The sequence below is a fragment of the Streptomyces sp. NPDC006283 genome (assembly GCF_040613325.1).
Classification (GTDB): domain Bacteria; phylum Actinomycetota; class Actinomycetes; order Streptomycetales; family Streptomycetaceae; genus Streptomyces.
The window spans coordinates 27825-47452 of sequence record NZ_JBEXRZ010000031.1; the positions used below are offsets into that span (position 1 = coordinate 27825).

Below are 19628 nucleotides of genomic sequence, written 5' to 3' on the forward strand. Positions count from 1 at the left end.
GAATGTAACCGGCGACCGCGCCAACTCGAAAATTTGTCTATAGTGCACGGTCAGCCACTTGTTTACTGTGGACCGGCGCCCCCCACCCGAGTCCCGACCCGCCACGGCGGCCATCTGAGCAGAGGACTCGAGGAGCATGACCGACACCGTGACGACTCCTGCCGCGCGCCCGAGCAGGCGCGCCAAGCCGAACGGCAGGAAGCGCAAGGAGCGCACCCGCGCGCAGCGTGTTCGCCGGGGCATCCTGTGGACTCTGCTCGTCCTGGTCCTGGCGGCCGCCGGCACCGGCTACTGGCTCTACAACCGCCTCGACAGCAACATCGAGTCCATCGACCTCGAGGACGCGATCAACGGCGAGCGGCCCGAGAAGCTCGCCACCGGAGCCAAGGACATCCTCGTGCTGGGCTCCGACTCGCGCTCGGGCGACAACAAGGACCTGGCCGGCGGCAACGTCGGCGGCACCGCCCGGTCCGACACGGCGATGGTGGTCCACATACCCGAGGGCCGGGAGAAGGCCGTCGCGGTCAGCATTCCGCGCGACACCCTGGTGTCCCGGCCCGAGTGCACCAAGAAGGACGGCTCCACGCTCGCGCCCGCCGAGCGTGTGATGTTCAACTCGGTCTACACCAGCGCCGGACCGGCGTGTGTCATCAAGACCGTCGAGAAGATGTCCGGCGTCCGGATCGACCACTACATGGAAATCGACTTCTCCGGCTTCAAGGAGCTGGTGGACGCGATCGGCGGCGTGACCGTCAAGGTCGAGGAGCCCATTCACGACAAGGAGTCGGGCCTGGACCTCACGGCCGGGTCCCACAAACTCAACGGCACCGAGTCGTTGGCGTTCGTGCGGACGCGGCACGGGGTCGGCGACGGCAGCGACCTGGGGCGGATCGGTCTGCAGCAGCAGTTCATGATGGCGCTGCTCACCGAGGTGAAGTCGCAGGATCTGCTGGGCAGTCCGGCCAAGTCGTTCAAGATCGCGGACTCGCTCACCAAGTCGCTGACGACCGACTCCGGACTCGACTCGCTCACCAAGCTCGGTGAGTTCGCCCGCAGCATGGACGGCGTCGACCCCGCCTCGATGGAGACGATCATGCTGCCGGTCGCCTACGACAAGGTGGACCCGAACCGCGTCGTGGCCGCCGAGCCGCAGGCGGGACAGCTGTGGAAGGCGCTTCGGGACGACACGGAGATCCCGGCCTCCGCGAAGAAGTCGCCGGCCACCGGCGGCTGACCGGACCGACGGAAGGAAGCCCCGGCACGACGGTGCCGGGGCTTCTCGCGTCGCTCCCCTCCCCTGGCAGCCGCGACCGGCCGCTCCCTCACGTCAGGGGTTTCCAGCGGCCCAGTGCGAAGCCGCCCGCCTCCGTCTTCTGACGGGTGGCTATCGGGCGGCCGTCGTCGTCGAGGGCAAGGGCGATCAGCCCACCACTGGCCTGCTCTCGCAGGGCCAGCGGCACCTGGCTCGCGCCGGTCGACGTGTGGGTCCACCAACTGCCCGCCGACTCCTCCTCCGTGGGGTAGGCGGCGAAGGCGACCCGGCCCCGATCAGCTTCCTGGGCCAGGATCGTGCAGTCGTACCCGTCTATCACCGTGCGCGTCAGCGCCAAAGGGCCGGACCCGGCCGCTTCCATCAGCGGACGGGGGTCCGGCTCCCGCTGCGGCGCCCATACCTGGATGGCCCCGTCCTCGTCGGTGAAGAACAGCGACACGGAACCGGATGTCGTGGCCAGCGCGGAGAAGGCGCCGGGAGCGGACCGGACGTCGAGCCGGTCGGCCAGGGAGAACGGGGCGCCCCGCTTCTCCTGGGTGTACCGCGCGATCGACTTCTGGTCCGGTACGAAGACCTCGACGAGCCCCTCGCCGTCCGCGGCGGCTGCCAGAATCTCCCCCACGCCGGAGCCGCCCAGGTCCTGCCAGCGGCCCCAGCCGCCGCGCTCGCCCTGGATCCGGCAGCTCACACCGGTGCCTCCGTTGCGCAGGAACAGGCAGAGCCGGCCGGCTCCGTCGACCGCGGTGGCAGGGTGGCCGGTGAAGCGCGCGACCTTGTTGGGGTGGCCGAGCGAGTGCCAGCCGAGCAGCGGGCGGCCCGTCTGGAACTGCACCGCGTGCACCAGTTCGACCTCGTCGCCGTCGCCGGCCCGGCGCATGCCCACGAGGTGGACGTACCCGTCCGCTCCCTGGGCCACGGTGAGCAGGGGCAGCAGCCCCGGCGCGGGCAGCCGCTCAGGACCGCTCCATCCGGATGCGGACTCGGTCCAGCGCAGGACGGCACCGTCCGCGGGTGCCCAGACGGTGAGCACGCCGTCCTTGCCACGGGTCAGCCAGTCGCCGAAGAGGCCTTCGGGGCCGGTCCGATCTTGGTCTCGCGGCGTAGTCGCACGCGCAGTTGCCATGGGAAATCCAGTGCGTCAGAACGGGTCGGGTGATGATCATTCAACCCCTGAGCATTCTTTCAGCATAGTTGCGCCGGGCCCGCCGCGGCCCCCGGCACCTGCGACGCTGATCCCATGGACACACTTCTTGTCGTCGACGGTGCCAACGTCGTCGGTTCCACCCCCGACGGCTGGTGGCGCGACCGGCGCGGGGCCGCGGAGCGGTTGCGGGACCGGTTGGTCGCGGTGGCCCCGACCGGGGTGGCCTGCTGGCCGGGCCCGCTGGAGATCGTGCTCGTCGTGGAGGGCGCTGCCCGCGGGGTGAGCTCGGTGCCGGGCGTCAGGGTGGAGTCGGCGGACGGCAGCGGCGACGACCTGATCACCGAGCTGGCCGCGTCGGCGGCCGGCGCCGGGCAGCCCTGTGTCGTGGTCACCGCCGACCGGGGGCTGCGGGAACGGGTGACTGAGCACGGAGCGCGGTGCGCGGGGCCGCGCTCGGTGCTCCGTGCTCGGTGCTCCGGCGGAACGACATCGGCCGACTGACGCGGACGCGGCGAAGCCCCGTACACACCGGGGTGCCTACGGGGCCCCCACAGCCGCGGGCTAGTACATGGCGTCCTTGCCCTGGCGGCCGAGGCGGCTGTGGCTGCGGCCGTAGGCGTAGTACACGACGACGCCGATCAGCATCCAGACGCCGAACCGGATCCAGGTTTCGGTCGGCAGGTTCAGCATCAGCCAGAGCGAGGCCGCGATCGACAGGATCGGGATCGCCGGTACCCACGGGGTACGGAAGGCGCGGTGCAGGTCGGGACGGGTACGGCGGAGGGTGATGACGCCGAGCGCCACGACGACGAAGGCGAAGAGCGTGCCGATGTTCACCAGTTCCGCGAGCTTCGCGAGGCTGGTGAAGCCCGCCACGACGGCGATCACCACACCGAGCACCACGGTCGCCCGGTAGGGGGTGCGGAACTTCGGGTGGGTGACGGAGAAGAAGCGCGGCAGCAGTCCGTCACGGCTCATCGCGAAGAACACCCGGGTCTGGCCGAGCAGCAGGATCATGGAGACGGTGATGAGGCCGACGGACGCACCGAGGCTGATGGCACCCGAGAAGAAGGGCTGGTTCACGGACTTGAAGGCCTCGGCGAGCGGGGCGGTCGGCGACATCTGCGAGTAGTGCTGCATACCGGTGACCACCAGCGTCACCGCCACATAGAGCACCGTGCAGATGAACAGCGAGCCGAGGATGCCGCGCGGCATGTCCCGCTGGGGGTTCCTGGTCTCCTCCGCGGCGGTGGCGACGACGTCGAAGCCGATGAAGGCGAAGAAGACGAGGGAGGCCGCGGTGAAGATGCCCATGACGCCGAAGTTCGTGGCCTCGTAGCCGAAGAGCACTTGGACCAGCGGTGCGTGGAGGCCGCCGCCGGCGGGCTGTGGCTCGGCCGGGGGAACGAACGGGGAGTAGTTGTCGGCCTTGATGAAGAACAGACCGGCGACGATGACCATGAGCACGACGGTGACCTTGATCGCGACCACGATCGCCGTGATCCGCGCCGAGAGCTTCGTCCCGACGACCAGGATGGCGGTCAGCGCCAGGACGAGCAGGAAGGCCAGCAGGTCGAAGTGCCCTCCTTCGTCAGGCCCGGACAGCGCGACGGGCATGTCCCAGCCCAGGTTGGTACTCATGAGGTGGCGCACGTACCCGGACCAGCCGACCGCCACCACGGCCGTGCCGAGAGCGAATTCGAGGACCAGGTCCCAGCCGATGATCCAGGCGGGCAGTTCGCCGATCGAGGCGTACGAGAAGGTGTACGCCGAGCCGGCCACCGGCACGGTGGATGCGAACTCTGCGTAGCAGAGCGCAGCAAGGGCACAGACGACGCCCGCTGCCACGAAGGAGAGGGCCGTGGCCGGTCCGGCGTTGTTCCGGGCCGCGATGCCCGTCAGGACGAAGATGCCGGTACCGATGATGACACCCACGCCGAAGACCGTGAGGTCCGTGGCGGAGAGGGATTTCTTGAGTGCGTGCTCCGGCTCCTCCGTGTCCCTGATCGACTGCTCGACCGTCTTGGTACGGAAGACGCCGCCCCGACTGCCCGGGGGCTCTGTATCTGTGCTCACCGTTGCACCTCCACGCTTGTCGTCCCCGCCATGATCGGGACGGTGGGTGGTCCGTGGGGCGCCGTAACGGATGGAGTTCCACCGAATGGGCCGGAGGACCACCCTTACAGGGTGACCCTCCGGCCCGGCATCGGCACTTTCTGCACACGATCGGCCCCCTATGTTCACGGGGCGGTCGCGAGCATGTCGAGCGGTTCAGTCGCGGGCGGGCTCGACCGCTTCGCTGTCGATACGGCCGTCGAGCTTGGAGACCAGACCGGTGACCTGACGGGCGATGTCCGGCGCGGTCAGACCGATCTCCGCCATGACCTCCTTGCGGGAGGCGTGGTCGAGGAAGCGCGGCGGGATGCCGAAGTCCCGCAGCGGGACGTCGACGCCCGCGTCGCGCAGCGCCTGGGCGATCGTGGAGCCGACGCCGCCGACCCTGCTGTTGTCCTCGACCGTGACGACGACGCGGTGCCGCTCGGCGAGCGGTGCGAGTGCCTCGTCGACGGGCTTGACCCACCGGGGGTCGACGACCGTGGTGGAGATGCCCTGGGCGTCCAGGAGGTCGGCGATCTCGAGGCACATGGGCGCGAGGGCGCCGACGGAGACCAGCAGAACATCGGGGCGCTCGGCGTCCGGGTGACGCAGCACGTCCATGCCGCCGGCCTTGCCGACGGCCTTGACGGCCGGTCCGACCGCACCCTTGGAGAAGCGGACCACCGTCGGGGCGTCGTCGACGTCGACGGCCTCGCGCAGCTGGGCGCGGACCTGGTCGGCGTCGCGCGGGGCGGCGATGCGCAGGCCGGGGACCACCTGGAGGATCGACATGTCCCACATGCCGTTGTGCGACGCGCCGTCGGTGCCGGTGACGCCCGCCCGGTCCAGTACGAAGGTGACACCGCACTTGTGCAGGGCCACGTCCATGAGGACCTGGTCGAAGGCGCGGTTGAGGAACGTGGCATAGACGGCGAACACCGGGTGCACACCGCCGGTCGCCAGGCCCGCGGCGGAGACCGCGCCGTGCTGCTCGGCGATGCCGACGTCGTAGACCCGGTCGGGGAAGGCCTTTGCGAACCTGTCGAGGCCGACGGGCTGGAGCATCGCGGCCGTGATGGCGACGATGTCCTCGCGCTCCTTGCCGAGCTTGACCATCTCCTCGCCGAACACGGACGTCCAGTCGAGGCCGGAGCTGGAGATCGGCAGGCCCGTGTCGGGGTGGATCTTGCCGACGGCGTGGAAGCGGTCCGCCTCGTCCTGCAGGGCCGGCTGGTAGCCGCGGCCCTTCTCGGTGAGGCAGTGCACGATGACGGGGCCGCGGAAGCGCTTGGCGCGGGCGAGCGCCGACTCGAGCGCCTCGATGTCGTGGCCGTCGATGGGGCCGACGTACTTCAGGCCGAGGTCCTCGAACATGCCCTGCGGGGCGATGAAGTCCTTGAGGCCCTTCTTGGCGCCGTGCAGGGTGCCGTAGAGCGGCTTCCCGACGACGGGGGTGCGCTCGAGGATGTCCTTGCCGCGGGCGAGGAAGCGCTCGTAGCCGTCGGTGGTGCGCAGGGTGGCGAGGTGGTTGGCCAGGCCGCCGATGGTGGGGGCGTACGAGCGCTCGTTGTCGTTGACGACGATGACGAGCGGGCGGTCCTTGGCGGCCGCGATGTTGTTGAGCGCCTCCCAGGCCATGCCGCCGGTGAGAGCGCCGTCGCCGATGACGGCGACGACGTGGTCGTCCTTCTTCAGCACCTCGTTGGCCTTGGCGAGGCCGTCGGCCCAGCCGAGCACGGTGGAGGCGTGCGAGTTCTCGATGATGTCGTGCTCGGACTCGGCCTGCGAGGGGTAGCCGGAGAGGCCGCCCTTCATCTTGAGCTTGGAGAAGTCCTGGCGGCCGGTGAGCAGCTTGTGGACGTAGCTCTGGTGCCCGGTGTCCCAGAGGACCTTGTCCTTGGGCGAGTCGAAGACACGGTGGAGCGCGATGGTCAGCTCGACCACGCCGAGATTGGGTCCGAGGTGTCCGCCGGTCTTGGAGACGGCGTCCACCAGGAAGGTCCGGATCTCTGCTGCCAGCTGCTCCAACTGCTCCGGGCCGAGCCGGTCCAGGTCGCGCGGTCCCCTGATACGGGAAAGCAGTGCCACCCGTGCCTCCTTGCATTCGAGCTGCATTCGAGCTGATCGAGTCTGAGCTGATCCCGCCCGAGTCTAATGTTCCGCGAGCGCGCTCGGTCATCGGGCGGTGCGTCTTGTGTCACGCCCATTACGTGTCACGGGTCGGGCCATGACACGGACACAGCAGTGCCCGGCACCGCCGAGCGGCGCCGGGCACTGCGTGGTCGTACTATGCGCGACCCGCGGTCTTCTGCGTCTTGCGGGTGACGGAGTCGATGACGACGGTCGCCAGCAGGACACCACCGGTGATCATGTACTGGATCGGTGTGGCGATGCCCTCGAGGGCCAGGCCGTACTGGATCGAGACGATGACCATGACGCCCAGCAGGGCGTTCCAGGTGCGGCCCCGGCCGCCGAAGAGGCTGGTGCCGCCGATGACGGCCGCGGCGATGACGTTCATCAGCAGGTCGCCCGCGCCGGCGCTCTGGTTGGCCGCCGCGATCTTGGACGCCCAGAACAGACCGCCGACGGCCGCGAACAGGCCCGCCAGCGCGAAGACCGAGATCCGTACCGCGGTGACGTTGATACCGGCGCGGCGGGAGGCCTCGACGCTGCCGCCGAGCGCGAAGATCTTGCGGCCGTAGGCGGTACGGCGCAGCACGAAGTCGGTGATCACGAGGACCACCAGGAACAGCACCAGCGCCAGGGGCAGGCCCTTGTACTGGTTGAACATGGCCGCGGCGGCAAAGGCGATGACGCCGAGGATCACCGTGCGCATCACGATGTCGGACAGCGGCCGGGACGGGATGCCGGCGGCGGCGCGACGGCGGTTGTCGAAGAAGGACGACAGGAAGAATCCGGCCACGGCGACGGCGGCGAGCCCGTAGGCGGCCGCGATGTCCGAGAAGTAGTACGTGGTCAGCTGACCGACGACACCCTCGCCGTCCAGGTTGATGGTGCCGTTCTCACCGAGCAGCTGGAGCATGAAGCCCAGCCAGAACAGCAGGCCTGCCAGCGTCACGGCGAACGCGGGAGCGCCGATCTTGGCGAAGAAGAAGCCGTGCAGCGCGCCGATGGCCGCGCCGCTGACGAGGGCGACGACCAGGGCGAGCCATTCGTTCATCCCGTGCGTGACGCTCAGGACGGCGACAAGCGCGCCGGAGACGCCGCTGACCGAGCCGACCGACAGGTCGATCTCACCGAGCAGCAGCACGAAGATGATGCCGACGGCCATCATGCCGGTGGCGACCATGGTGACGGCGATGTTGTTGAGGTTCTCCGCCGAGAGGAACTGCGAGTTCATGCTCTGGAAGATCACCGCGATGACGATCAGTCCGACGACGACCGGGATCGACCCGAGGTCACCGGCGTGCATCTTGCGCTTGAACTCGGCCAGGTAGCCCTTGAGGCCCTGCTCGCGTACCAGCAGTCGGGGGTCGACCGCGGTCACCGCGTCGTGCGCGGCGTCCGGGTTGCCGACCGGCGTCCCGACGGCGGCGGAGGTCTTGTCGATGCTCACTTGGAAACCTCCGCGTTGCGCGCCGCACGGCGGGTCACGGCGTTGTCCGTGGCACCGGTGATGGCCGAGATGATCTCTTCCTGCGAAGTCGACTTGACCTCGAAGACACCGTTGTTCCGGCCCAGCCGGAGCACGGCGACCTTGTCGGCGACCGCCTTGACGTCGGCCATGTTGTGGCTGATGAGGATGACGGCGTGGCCGCGCTCCCGCAGCCGCTCCACGAGGTCGAGCACCTGTGCGGTCTGCTCGACACCGAGGGCGGCGGTGGGCTCGTCGAGGATGACGAGCTGGGGCTCGCCGAGCATGGACCGGGCGATGGCCACGGTCTGGCGCTGACCACCGGAGAGCGAGGCGATCGGGATACGGACACTCGGGATCCGGATCGACAGCGTCTTCAGCAGTTCGAGGGCGCGTCGCTCCATCTCGACCTCGTCGAGGACGCCGCGCTTGCGCAGCTCCCGGCCGAGGTAGAGGTTGCCGACGACGTCGATGTTGTCGCAGAGCGCGAGGTCCTGGTAGACCGTCGCGATCCCGAGGTTCTGGGCGTCGTGCGGCCGGTTGATCGAGACCTTCTTGCCCTCCCACTCGATGGCGCCTTCATCGATGGGATGCACGCCGGCGATCGTCTTGACCAGCGTGGACTTTCCGGCGCCGTTGTCGCCGACCAGGGCGACCACCTCACCGGCGTGGACCTCAAGCTCTACGTCGGTGAGCGCCTGGACGGCACCGAACCGCTTGGAGACCCCGCGCAACGCCAACACGGGCGTAGCGGACACGTGAACCATCTCCTTCGCCGCCTGACCGGCGGGGATGCCGCGCCGGGGGAAGGTGGCGCGGAAGGTTGAGCAGACTGGACTTGCGCGAGTGTTCCGACCGGTGCCCCGCCCTGCGGCGGGGGCTGGATGGCGGGACGGGGCACCGGAAGGTTTCTGCGGGGACGGGGACCGTCCCGGACAGGGGCCGGAGCGTCAGCAAGCGGCGCTCCGGCATGCGGCCTTACTTCAGGCCCAGCTGGTCACACGCGGCCTTGAACTTCGGGGTGCAGATCTCGGCGACCGTGTAGACGCCGTCCTTGACGACAGTGTCCTTGATGTTGTCCTTGGTCAGCGAGACGACCGGGACGAGGACCGACGGGATGCCCTTCTGGGTGGGGCTGTCGACCTTCTCCTTGGCGATGGAGTCGAGGGACTCGCCCTTGGCGAGCGCGACGGCCATCTCGGCGGCGGCGGCGGCCTCCGGCGCGTACGGCTTGTAGACGCTCATGAACTGCTCGCCGGCGACGATGCGCTGCACGCCCGCGATCTCGGCGTCCTGGCCGGTGACCGGCGGGAGCTTGGAGAAGCCGGCCGACTTCAGGGCGGTGATGATGCCGCCCGCCATGCCGTCGTTGGCGGAGTAGACGCCGATGATCTTGTCCTTGCCGAGGGCCGAGATCGCGGCCTCCATGTTGGCGTTGGCGTTCTCCGGCTTCCACTCCTTGGTGTCGTACTCCTTCCCGATGTTGACCTTGCCGTCGAGCTCGGCCTTGGCGCCCTTCTTGAACAGGGCGGCGTTCGGGTCGGTGATGGCACCGTTCATCATGACGATCTGGCCGTCCTTGGCCTTGTCGCCGAGGGCCTCGAGCAGGGCCTTGCCCTGGACGTGGCCGACCTCTTCGTTGTCGAACGAGGTGTAGGCGTCGATCGGGCCTTCGGCGAGGCGGTCGAAGGCGACGACCGGGATACCGGCTTCCTTGGCCTTCTTCACACCGCCCGCGATGGCCTTGGAGTCGACCGCGTCCACGATCAGGGCGTCCACCTTGTTGGTGATCATGGTGTCCACCTGCTGCGTCTGCAGCGTGGCGTCCTGCTTGGCGTTGGCGTAGACGACCTTGGCCTTGCCGTCGGTGAGCTCGCTGATCTTCTCCTCGATGAGCGGCTTGTCGAACTTCTCGTAACGAGCGGTCTGGTTCTCCGGAAGGAGCAGGCCGATCGTGATGTCGTTGCCCTTCTTGGGGCTGGACTCGCTGGTGCTCTCGCCCGACTCCCCGGCCTTGCCGCACGCGGCAAGCGAGACAGCCATCGCAGAGGCAGCGACAGCAACGGCGGCACGACGCAGATGTGCGTTCACGTTTGGAAACCTCCCTGACGAGGCCGCGTCGTTGCGGCCGAGGTGGCTGGAAGTCAACTCGGCCCCGCAGCCAGCGTCAAGGAGTAAATCCTTAACGAGATGACAACGGTGCCATTCGTTATCTAAGTGAAGGCGGGCGCGCCCACCGGCAACGCTCCGTCAAGCCCTTGCAAAAGCGTCGAATCGCCCATCTCACTGAGCACGAGGGCGAGCGCTCCCAGCACCTCGGCCCGTCCGCCGAGGGCACCCGGGGCCACCGAGAGCTGCCTCGCCGCGCTGGGGATGGCGTAACGCGAGACCGACTCGCGGATGGGGCCGAGTACCAACTCTCCAGCTTCCGCCAGATCGCCGCCGAGCACTACCCGGCTGGGGTTCAGGAGATTGCAGAGGTTCGCCACGCCGCTGCCGATGTGGCGGCCCACGTCGGCCACCACCCGGCGGCAACCGGGGTCTCCGTCACGGGCGAGCTGGACGACGCGCTCCATGGTCAGTTCGGCCCCGTGACTGGACTGCAGCAGCGGGAGCACATACCGGGCGGCGGCGAAGGTCTCCAGGCAGCCGCGGTTGCCGCAGCGGCAGACCGGGCCCGACTCGTCCAGCGTGATGTGCCCGATCTCGCCGGCCGTGCCGCCGGGTCCCCGGTAGATCTGCCCGTCTATCACCAGGCCGGCGCCGACACCGCTGGCCACCTTGATGTACGCGAGGTCCTTGACCCCGCGACCGCTGCCCCATACCAGCTCGCCGAGCGCGCCGAGGTTGGCGTCGTTGTCCACGTACACCGGCACGCCCAGGCGGCCGGAGAGCTCCTTGCTGGGGTTGATGCCGGTCCAGCCCGGCAGGATCGCCGTGGAGCCGAGCGTGCCGGACTCCACGTCGATGGGGCCCGGCACGCCGAGCCCCACGCCGATGACCTTGTCCGGGCCGATGCCCGTCGCCTCGATCAGCCGGTTGACCAGCGCTTCCGCCCGACCGAAGCCCTGCGCGGAGGAGGCGTCCACATCGAGCGGCTCCGCCTCTTCCGCGAGCACCTGGTGGGCGAGGTTGCCGATGGCTACGCGCAGGTGGGTGTGGCCGAAGTCGACGCCGATCACGATGCCGGCGTCACCGCTGAGGGAGACGCTGCGGGCCCGCCGTCCGCCCGCCGAGGTCGGTGTCACCTCGACCGTGCCGCCGTCCTTCAGCTCACGCACGATGTTGGAGACGGTGGCCGCGGACAGGCCGGTGCTCCTCGCGATCTCCGCCTGCGTGAGCGAGCCCGCGATGCGCACGGCGCGCACGACCCGCTCGAGATTGGCCCGGTGCAGAGATGTCTGCGATCCCGGAGTCTCCATTGACTCATCCACTCCTGCCCCCGGTGGGCGGCGCGACGGCCGCCCCCGGCCGGGGCACCCAGCCCCGGCTTCTCTCCAACTTATGAACCCTAAGCTGACCCTTTTGGGGCTTATCCCGTCAAGACCTTGAGCGGGGTGAAACTCTGATGAGCGCCGGGCCCCCGGGGTGAATCGCGCAGCCACCACGGAAAACGCCCGTCCGCCGCGCGGCTGCGCGGCAAACGGGCGTCCCGGAGCGGTTCCCCTTACTTGAGCGCCCCCGCGGTGAGCCCGGCGACCACCTGCCGCTGGAAGACGATGTACGCCGCGAGCACCGGGAGCATCGCCATCACCAGGCCGGCGAAGAGACCGGACCAGTCGCCCTTGTAGCCCTGGCTCACCGCCAGCTGTACCAGGCCCTGGGAGAGCACCTTCTTGCTCTCGTCGGTGTTGAGCACCGTCGGCAGCATGTACTGGTTCCACTGGCCCAGGAAGTTGAAGATGGCGACGCTGATCAGCCCCGGCTTGGCCATCGGGAGCATCACCTGGAAGAAGGTCCTGGTGTGCGAGGCTCCGTCCATGAACGCCGCTTCCGCCACGGAGGTCGGCAGGGTGCGGAAGAAGGCGGTCAGGAAGAAGACGGTGAACGGCAGCGAGTAGGCGATGTAGACCAGGATCAGTCCGTGGATCGTGTTCAGCAGCGCCATGTTGTTCATGACGTAGAACAACGGGACCAGCGCCAGGATGATCGGGAAGCTCATCCCCCCGATGAACAGGAAGTAGATGAACCGGTTCCCGGGGAAGTCGAAGCGCGCGAGCACATAGGCCGCCATCGAGCCCAGCAGCAGGGTGCCGACCAGCGAGCCGCCGACCACCAGAACGGTGTTCAGGAAGTAGTCGCTCATGTGCGCCTCGGTCCAGGCGCGCGACCAGTTCTCGAAGTGCAGCTTGTCCGGCAGCGCCCACGGCGAGGTGAAGATGGACCGGTCGTCCTTGAAGGACGTCATCACCGCCCACAGCAGCGGCATGACGACCATGAACGCCCAGAGGATCAGAATGCCGTGCGAGAAGGCGTTGAGAACCCTGCCCTGGCCGCCACTCCTGCGACGCGACTGAGGTTCGACGCCCGTCGTCTTGGCCACGGGGCCTTCGCCGCCGTCTTCGGAGATGCCGACCGGAGGGGATTGGGTGGTCTTCATGTCAGTACTCCAGCCGCTCGCGCCGGCCCAGCCGCATCACGACCGCCGCGAAGAGCAGCGTGACGATGAGCAGGGCGACACCGATCGTCGTTGCGTAGGCGGCCTGACCGTCACGGAAGGCCTTCTGGTAGACGTACAGCGGCATCACGATGGTCGAGTAGTCGGGGCCGCCGCCGTTCGGGCCGACGGTCATGATCTGTACGACCGCGAAGGACTCGGCGCCGAGCGCCAGGATGCCCATGTAGACCCAGCCGGACTGCACCGTGTCCCACAGCAGCGGCAGGGTGATCTTGAAGAAGGTGGTGATGCGGCTCGCGCCGTCGAGCAGCGCGGCCTCGTAGAAGTCGTTCGGGATGGAGGCCATGCCGGCGGAGAACAGCACCACGAAGAACCCGACGGTGCTCCAGATCAGGACCGCCATGACGCACCACAGGGCCAGATCGGGATCGCCCAGCCAGACCGGCTGAACGCTGTCCAGGCCGACCGCCTTGAGGGCCGAGTTGATCGCGCCGCTGTTGGGGTTGTAGGCGAACTGGAAGAGCAGCGCGACGATCGCGATCGAGAGCACCTGTGGGAAGAAGTACACGATCTTGTAGAAGGACGACCCCCGGACACCGCTCACGGCGCCGGCGGCCTTGCCGTTCCTGCGGTGTCGGCCGCCGACGTTGAGCATGAAGGCGAAGAACAGTGCCAGGCTGAGCGTCACCAGCGGCAGCAGCAGTGCGAAGGTCAGGCTGTGTTGCAGCGACTTCCAGAAGATGTCGTCCTCCAGCATCCTGCTGAAGTTGTCGAAACCGACCATCTCGAAGTCGGGGCTCAGTCCCGTCCAGTCCGTGAACGAGTAGTAGATGGACTGGATGAACGGCCAGATGACGAAGAGTGCATACAACGCCAGGGGCATGGCCAGGAACCCCACGATGAAACGGTACTTGCCGTGCTGCATGCCTACCGACCCCGATCCTGTCGTCGCAGCCGCCGCTGGTGACGCGTGCTCACTGGTGCTTGTAGTGCTTGATGGAGTCGTCCTTGGCGGCCTCGTCGGCGAAGGCCTGGATCTTCTTGATCGCCTCTGCAGGGGTGAGGCGGCCTGCCATCATCTCGCCGAGACCGGCCACGCCGATCTTCTCCTTCTGCAGGGCGACGTACCAGTCCTGGATACGCGGGTTCACCACGTTTTCGCCGGCCTTCTCGAGCGCGGCGACACCGGACTTCAGACCCGGCGTCAGCTCGATGCCGTCGGTGCCTCCGTTGAACGCCGTCAGCGACTTGACCTGTGAGGTGAAGTTCTTCGACGACGCCTCGCTGAGCATGATGCGCAGCTGCTCCATGCCGCCGTCGGGGTTCTTGGCCTTCGCCGGGACGATGAAGGGCTCACCGCCGGACGCCCACATGGTGCCGAACGGCATCTTGTCCGAGCTGTCGAGGCCGCTGGGCGCGGAGACCGCGAGGTCGAAGTCCTTCGGCATGGTCTTCGCCGCCTCGTTCTCCACCCACGAGCCGTTGGGGATGAAGAGCGCCTTGCCCTCGGTCCAGGCGGTCTGGGACTGGATGTGGTCCAGGCCCGGGGTGCCCTTCAGGATGTAGCCCTTCTTGTAGAGCTCGTAGTAGGCCTCGAAGCAGGCCTTGACCGCCGGGTGCTTCCAGGCGTTTGGCTCGAGGTTGTCGATGGCGTCGATGACCTCGCGGCCGCCGACCTTGGCGATCATCGGGTAGAGCGAGAAGGGGATGTAGTACGGGTGCTTGCCCGCGTACGTCCAGCCCGCGATGCCCTTCTTCTTGGCCTTCTCGCAGACGGCCAGCATGTCGTCCCACGTCTCCGGGTACGTGGCGTCCAGGCTGTCCAGGGCCTTCTGGGAGTACCACACGCCGTACACGGTGTAGGCGTAGTAGAAGATCCAGACGGGGTCGCCGTCGAACTGGCCCATCTCGACGATGCCGGGGCGCAGCGTGTCGCGGACCTTCTTGTTCGGGTCGTCGACCGACGGGGCATCGAGCAGGGGGGTGAGGTCGGCGAGCTGCTTCTTGCCGACCAGGACGCCCATGTCCATCTGCTCCGCGCCGGAGTTGTCGATCAGGTCCGGCGGGCTGCCCTGGTTGAAGCGCGGCTGCAGGACGGACTGGATCTTCTGCGTCGCGGAGAACTTGACCTTGGGGGCCTTGGGGAAGTTCTTCTGGTAGACCGCGACGGCATCCTTGGCGTACTGCGTGCCGAAGCCGCCGTCGAAGATGACGACTTCCAGCTGGGCCGTGTCATTGACGCCGAGAGGGTTCTTGGCGGTCTTCTCGCCCTTCTCGACCTTTTTGTCCGTGCCGCCGTCGCCGCTCGCGCAGGCGGACAGGAAGCTCATCGTCGGAATCGTGAGCAGGCCGAGCGCGGCAGAACGCTTGATCAGCGCGCGACGGCCGACACCCTCGTTGTTGTGGGCGGAGGTGGATCCCATGCTCAAGTCCTCGCCTTCTCCAGGACTCAGGCGGTGTACCGGTCGCCCGTACCTTCTCGCCTCAGGCGAAGGGCCCCGCCACCGCGTTCAGTTGCTGTGTTTCCCGAAGGGAAACCCAATTGGAAGCTTGGGTCGTGCACGGCTGACAGCGGGAACGGTGTTTTCTGCGGCCGGCGGTCACGTGCTCGGCACGCGCCCGTCGCCCCCCGTCCCCCCTGGTCCGCAGCCATCCGGAACGGCTATGCGGACCCGACAGGTATAGTCCACTTCCGGCCGTGTGAGCAAGATCAAATGCAAGGTTGGGCGGCCATCTTTCCCGAGTTGAGACCTCGCGGACCCATGAGCCCCAAAAGCACCCTTGCGGCCACCGCATTGTTCGCGGAACACCCGATTTCCACCCTGCCGCTGCGTCAACACCCTTGACACCGTATGACACTTGCCTCCCTACTGGAGCCTGCGCTTCGCGCCTGACAACGTTGTCCAGCCTGACTTCCCCTGGAGGAAGACCCGGGATGCAGCCCAGAACGAGACCCCGGCCCACACAATTCAGCGCGCTCACCCTCGTGGTGACCGCTTCCATGCTCGTGTTGACGGCCCCTTCCGCCGCCGTCGCCCTGCCCTCGGAGCGGGGCCAGAAGCCCTCGGCAGACCGGGAATTCAGGTCGTCCTTCGAATCGGACGAAGCCCAGCCGGACTGGCGTAATGCCGTAGAAGTCGGCACCGACGGAAAGAAGCGGTCATCGGGCGTCGATGGCGGCTTCTCCAGCGGAATTCCGGGCAATGTCACCGACAAAGTGATCGATTTGCGCGCCAGCGGCGAGAACACCGGCGGAGGCGAGACCAAGGAGAACCTCGTCGATCTGCTGTCGACCAGCAAGTGGCTGGCATTCGAGCCGACCGCCTGGATCGAGTTCGACACCGACGAGCCCGTCAAGGTCGCCACCTACGCGATGACGTCGGCCAACGACCACGCCGAGCGCGATCCCAAGGACTGGACGCTCAAGGGCTCCACCGACGGCAAGACGTGGACCGTTCTCGACTCCCGCTCGGGCGAGACGTTCGCCAAGCGCTTCGAGACGAAGACGTACGACATCGGCTCGCCCTCCGACGTGACCGCGTACGCGCACTACCGGCTGGAGATCACCAAGAACAACGGTGCCTCCGACGCCACCCAGCTGGCCGACGTCCAGTTCTCCAACGGTGACACCAGTACCCCCGTCGCCGACGAGATGCGCTCCCAGGTCGACCGTGGCCCGAGCGGCTCGCCCACGGCCAAGGCGGGGGCGGGCTTCACCGGCAGGCGCGCCCTGAAGTACGCGGGCAACCACAAGCCGGACGGCCGGGCCTACTCGTACAACAAGGTGTTCGACGTCGACGTGGACGTGCGCCGGGACACCGAGTTGTCGTACAAGATCTTTCCCGCCATGGCGGAGACGGATCTCAACTACCCCGCGACCAATGTGTCCGTCGACCTCGCCTTCACCGACGGCACGTACCTCAGCGACCTGCGCGCGACCGACTCGCACGGCGGGCTGCTCACGCCCGAGGGCCAGGGAGCTGCCAAGCGGCTCTACGTCAACCAGTGGAACGCCGTCGCCTCCGGCATCGGCACGGTCGCCGCCGGCAAGACGGTCGACCGGATCCTGGTGGCGTACGACTCACCCAAGGGTCCGGCGAAGTTCCAGGGCTGGATCGACGACGTCGCGATCGCGCCCAAGGCACCCGAGAAGCGGCTCGCCCATCTCTCGGACTACGCCTCCACGACCCGGGGCACCAACTCCAGCGGGTCGTTCTCCCGGGGGAACACCTTCCCCGCCACCGCTGTCCCGCACGGCTTCAACTTCTGGACGCCGGTCACCAACTCCGAGTCCAAGAGCTGGCTGTACGAATACTCCCGCGGCAACAACGCGGACAACCTGCCGACCGTGCAGGCCTTCAGCATCAGTCATGAGCCGAGCCCGTGGATGGGCGACCGGCAGACCTTCCAGGTGATGCCGTCGGCCGCGGCCAACGTCCCGGACACCTCGCGCACCGCACGGGCGCTGCCCTTCCGGCACGAGAACGAGACCGCCCGTCCGCACCACTACGGCGTCACCTTCGAGAACGGTCTCAGGGCCGAGATGACTCCCACCGACCACGCGGCGATGATGCGCTTCACCTACCCCGGTGACGACGCGAGCGTCATCTTCGACAACGTCACCAAGGAGGGCGGCCTCACCCTCGACCCGGCGACGCGCTCCTTCACCGGGTACTCGGACGTCAAGAGCGGTCTGTCCACGGGCGCCACGCGACTGTTCGTGTACGGCGTCTTCGACGCGCCGGTGACCGACTCGGCCTCCGAAGGCGTCACCGGCCGGCTCCGCTTCGACGCCGGCAAGGACCGCACCGTCACGCTGCGGACCGCGACGTCGCTGATCAGCGTCGACCAGGCCAGGAAGAACCTCGCCGACGAGATCCCGGCCGGCACCCGCTTCGAGCGTGTACGGGACAAGGCGCAGGACGCCTGGGACGACATCCTGGGCAAGGTCGAGGTCGAGGGTGCCACCCGCGACCAGCTGACCACGCTCTACTCCAGCCTGTACCGGCTGTACCTCTACCCGAACTCGGGCTTCGAGAACACCGGCACCAAGGCACGCCCGAAGTACCAGTACGCGAGCCCGTTCTCGCCGATGGCCGGCCCCGACACCCCCACCCGTACCGGCGCGAAGATCGTCGACGGCAAGGTGTACGTCAACAACGGCTTCTGGGACACGTACCGCACCACCTGGCCCGCGTACTCCTTCCTCACCCCGAAGAAGGCCGGCGAGCTGGTCGACGGCTTCGTCCAGCAGTACAAGGACGGCGGTTGGATCTCCCGCTGGTCCTCCCCCGGTTACGCGGACCTGATGACCGGCACCAGCTCGGACGTTGCCTTCGCCGACGCGCATGTCAAGGGCGTCGACTTCGACGCGGAGGCGGCGTACGAGGCGGCACTGAAGAACGCGACGGTCGTGCCGCCGACGTCCGGCGTGGGGCGGAAGGGCATGGAGACCTCACCGTTCCTCGGCTACGCCTCCACCTCGACCCACGAGGGCCTGTCCTGGTCGCTCGAGGGCTACCTGAACGACTACGGGCTCGCCGAGATGGGCCAGTCGCTCTACAAGAAGACGAAGAAGGAGCGCTACAAGGAGGAGTCCGAGTACTTCCTCAACCGGGCGCGCAACTACGTCACCCTCTTCGACTCCGAGGCCGGCTTCTTCCAGGGCCGGAACCTCAAGGGCGACTGGCGCGTGGAGAGCTCCACGTACGACCCGCGGGTGTGGGGTTACGACTACACGGAGACCAACGGCTGGGGCTACGCCTTCACGGCCCCGCAGGACAGCCGGGGCCTCGCCAACCTCTACGGGGGCCGCACCGGCCTCGGCGAGAAGCTCGACACCTACTTCTCCACCCCCGAGACCGCGGGCCCCGAGTTCGTCGGCTCGTACGGAGGCGTCATCCACGAGATGACGGAGGCGCGTGACGTACGGATGGGCATGTACGGCCACTCCAACCAGGTCGCCCATCACGCCACCTACATGTACAACGCCGCCTCCCAGCCGTGGAAGACGCAGGAGAAGGTGCGCGAGGTGCTCTCCCGTCTCTACACCGGCAGCGAGATCGGCCAGGGCTACCACGGCGACGAGGACAACGGCGAGCAGTCCGCCTGGTACCTCTTCTCCGCGCTCGGCTTCTACCCGCTGGTGATGGGCAGCGGCGAGTACGCCATCGGCTCGCCGCTGTTCACGAAGGCGACGGTGCACCTGGAGAACGGCCGCGAGCTGGTCGTCAAGGCCCCTAAGAACAGCGCGAAGAACATCTACGTGCAGGGCCTGAAGGTCAACGGCAAGAAGTGGAACTCCACGGCCCTGCCGCACGAGATCGTGGCCAAGGGCGGCACCCTGGAGTTCGCGATGGGGCCGAAGCCCTCCGCCTGGGGCACGGGCAAGGACGCGGCCCCCGTGTCCATCACCCGGGACGACAAGGCGCCCACGCCGCGGCACGACGTCATCGCCGCGCACGGTCCGCTCTTCGACAACACCTCGGGCACGGCGGCCGAGTTCACGTCGGTCGAACTGCCGGTGTCGAAGGGGACGGAGGCGGCGCAGTACACGCTCACCTCCGCCACGAAGGACAAGGCCCCGTCCGGCTGGGTGCTGCAGGGCTCCCAGGACGGGCAGTCCTGGACCGATCTGGACAAGCGGTCCGGTCAGTCCTTCCAGTGGGACAAGCAGACCCGCGTGTTCGACGTGGACAAGCCCGGCACCTACGAGCACTACCGCCTGGTGGCCACCGGGGCGGCGACGCTGGCGGAGGTGGAACTGCTCGGGTAAGGGGGGCCGAACGCCTGCCGGTTGTAGCGATTCCGGTACAGGAAAACACGTTCGACCGACCCCGCCGGCGATTCCGGCTGCGACGCCGCGCAGGCTGGCCGGACCGGAGTGGGAGCTCACCGAGGC

13 protein-coding genes are annotated in these 19628 nt (G+C 67.9%); 3 read left to right on the forward strand and 10 right to left on the reverse strand.

The features are described from left to right. Positions 1 to 136: 136 nt before the first annotated feature. On the forward strand, positions 137 to 1234 hold the full coding sequence (locus ABZ070_RS09615; protein WP_356631723.1) for an LCP family protein: 1098 nt from the start codon (positions 137 to 139) through the stop codon (positions 1232 to 1234). Positions 1235 to 1322: 88 nt separating this feature from the next. On the opposite strand, the gene ABZ070_RS09620 is transcribed toward ABZ070_RS09615, so the two are convergent. Beyond that, a complete protein-coding gene (locus tag ABZ070_RS09620; protein WP_356631725.1) occupies positions 1323 to 2396 on the reverse strand; it encodes a hypothetical protein in 1074 nt (357 codons plus the stop codon). A gap of 114 nt (positions 2397 to 2510) precedes the next feature. Between ABZ070_RS09620 and ABZ070_RS09625 the strand changes: the two genes are divergently transcribed. Further along, the gene (locus ABZ070_RS09625) at positions 2511 to 2918 is read left to right on the forward strand and encodes an NTP pyrophosphohydrolase (protein WP_356631727.1); all 408 of its coding nucleotides are present in this window, start codon (positions 2511 to 2513) and stop codon (positions 2916 to 2918) included. Positions 2919 to 2978: 60 nt separating this feature from the next. Here the strand turns inward: ABZ070_RS09625 and ABZ070_RS09630 are convergent, their stop codons facing one another. The 9 genes from ABZ070_RS09630 to ngcE form a co-directional block, all read right to left on the reverse strand. After that, positions 2979 to 4493 (reverse strand): amino acid permease, encoded by a 1515-nt coding sequence (locus tag ABZ070_RS09630; protein ID WP_356631729.1) that lies wholly within the window; start codon positions 4491 to 4493, stop codon positions 2979 to 2981. Between the two features lie 195 nt (positions 4494 to 4688). Further along, positions 4689 to 6602, reverse strand: a complete 1914-nt coding sequence (gene dxs / locus ABZ070_RS09635) for a 1-deoxy-D-xylulose-5-phosphate synthase (protein ID WP_356631731.1) — start codon at positions 6600 to 6602, stop codon at positions 4689 to 4691. A gap of 199 nt (positions 6603 to 6801) precedes the next feature. After that, a complete protein-coding gene (locus ABZ070_RS09640; protein ID WP_356631733.1) occupies positions 6802 to 8091 on the reverse strand; it encodes a sugar ABC transporter permease in 1290 nt (429 codons plus the stop codon). Then, a complete protein-coding gene (locus tag ABZ070_RS09645; RefSeq protein WP_356631735.1) occupies positions 8088 to 8876 on the reverse strand; it encodes an ATP-binding cassette domain-containing protein in 789 nt (262 codons plus the stop codon). The genes ABZ070_RS09640 and ABZ070_RS09645 overlap by 4 nt, the downstream gene beginning before the upstream one ends. A 211-nt stretch (positions 8877 to 9087) precedes the next feature. Continuing rightward, positions 9088 to 10200 carry a substrate-binding domain-containing protein gene (locus ABZ070_RS09650; protein WP_356631737.1) on the reverse strand — a complete coding sequence of 371 codons (1113 nt, stop codon included), beginning with the start codon at positions 10198 to 10200 and terminating at the stop codon, positions 9088 to 9090. A 122-nt stretch (positions 10201 to 10322) separates the two neighbouring features. Further along, positions 10323 to 11531 (reverse strand): ROK family transcriptional regulator, encoded by a 1209-nt coding sequence (locus ABZ070_RS09655; RefSeq protein ID WP_356631739.1) that lies wholly within the window; start codon positions 11529 to 11531, stop codon positions 10323 to 10325. Between the two features lie 245 nt (positions 11532 to 11776). Beyond that, positions 11777 to 12709, reverse strand: a complete 933-nt coding sequence (locus tag ABZ070_RS09660) for a carbohydrate ABC transporter permease (RefSeq protein ID WP_356631741.1) — start codon at positions 12707 to 12709, stop codon at positions 11777 to 11779. A gap of 1 nt (position 12710) precedes the next feature. Continuing rightward, positions 12711 to 13652 (reverse strand): sugar ABC transporter permease, encoded by a 942-nt coding sequence (locus ABZ070_RS09665; RefSeq protein ID WP_356631743.1) that lies wholly within the window; start codon positions 13650 to 13652, stop codon positions 12711 to 12713. 49 nt (positions 13653 to 13701) lie between these two features. Then, positions 13702 to 15150, reverse strand: coding sequence for an N-acetylglucosamine/diacetylchitobiose ABC transporter substrate-binding protein (gene ngcE, locus ABZ070_RS09670; protein WP_356631745.1), 1449 nt, complete (start codon positions 15148 to 15150; stop codon positions 13702 to 13704). 512 nt (positions 15151 to 15662) lie between these two features. Here ngcE and ABZ070_RS09675 point away from each other — a divergent pair. After that, on the forward strand, positions 15663 to 19502 hold the full coding sequence (locus ABZ070_RS09675; RefSeq protein ID WP_356631747.1) for a GH92 family glycosyl hydrolase: 3840 nt from the start codon (positions 15663 to 15665) through the stop codon (positions 19500 to 19502). The last annotated feature ends 126 nt before the right edge of the window (positions 19503 to 19628 follow it).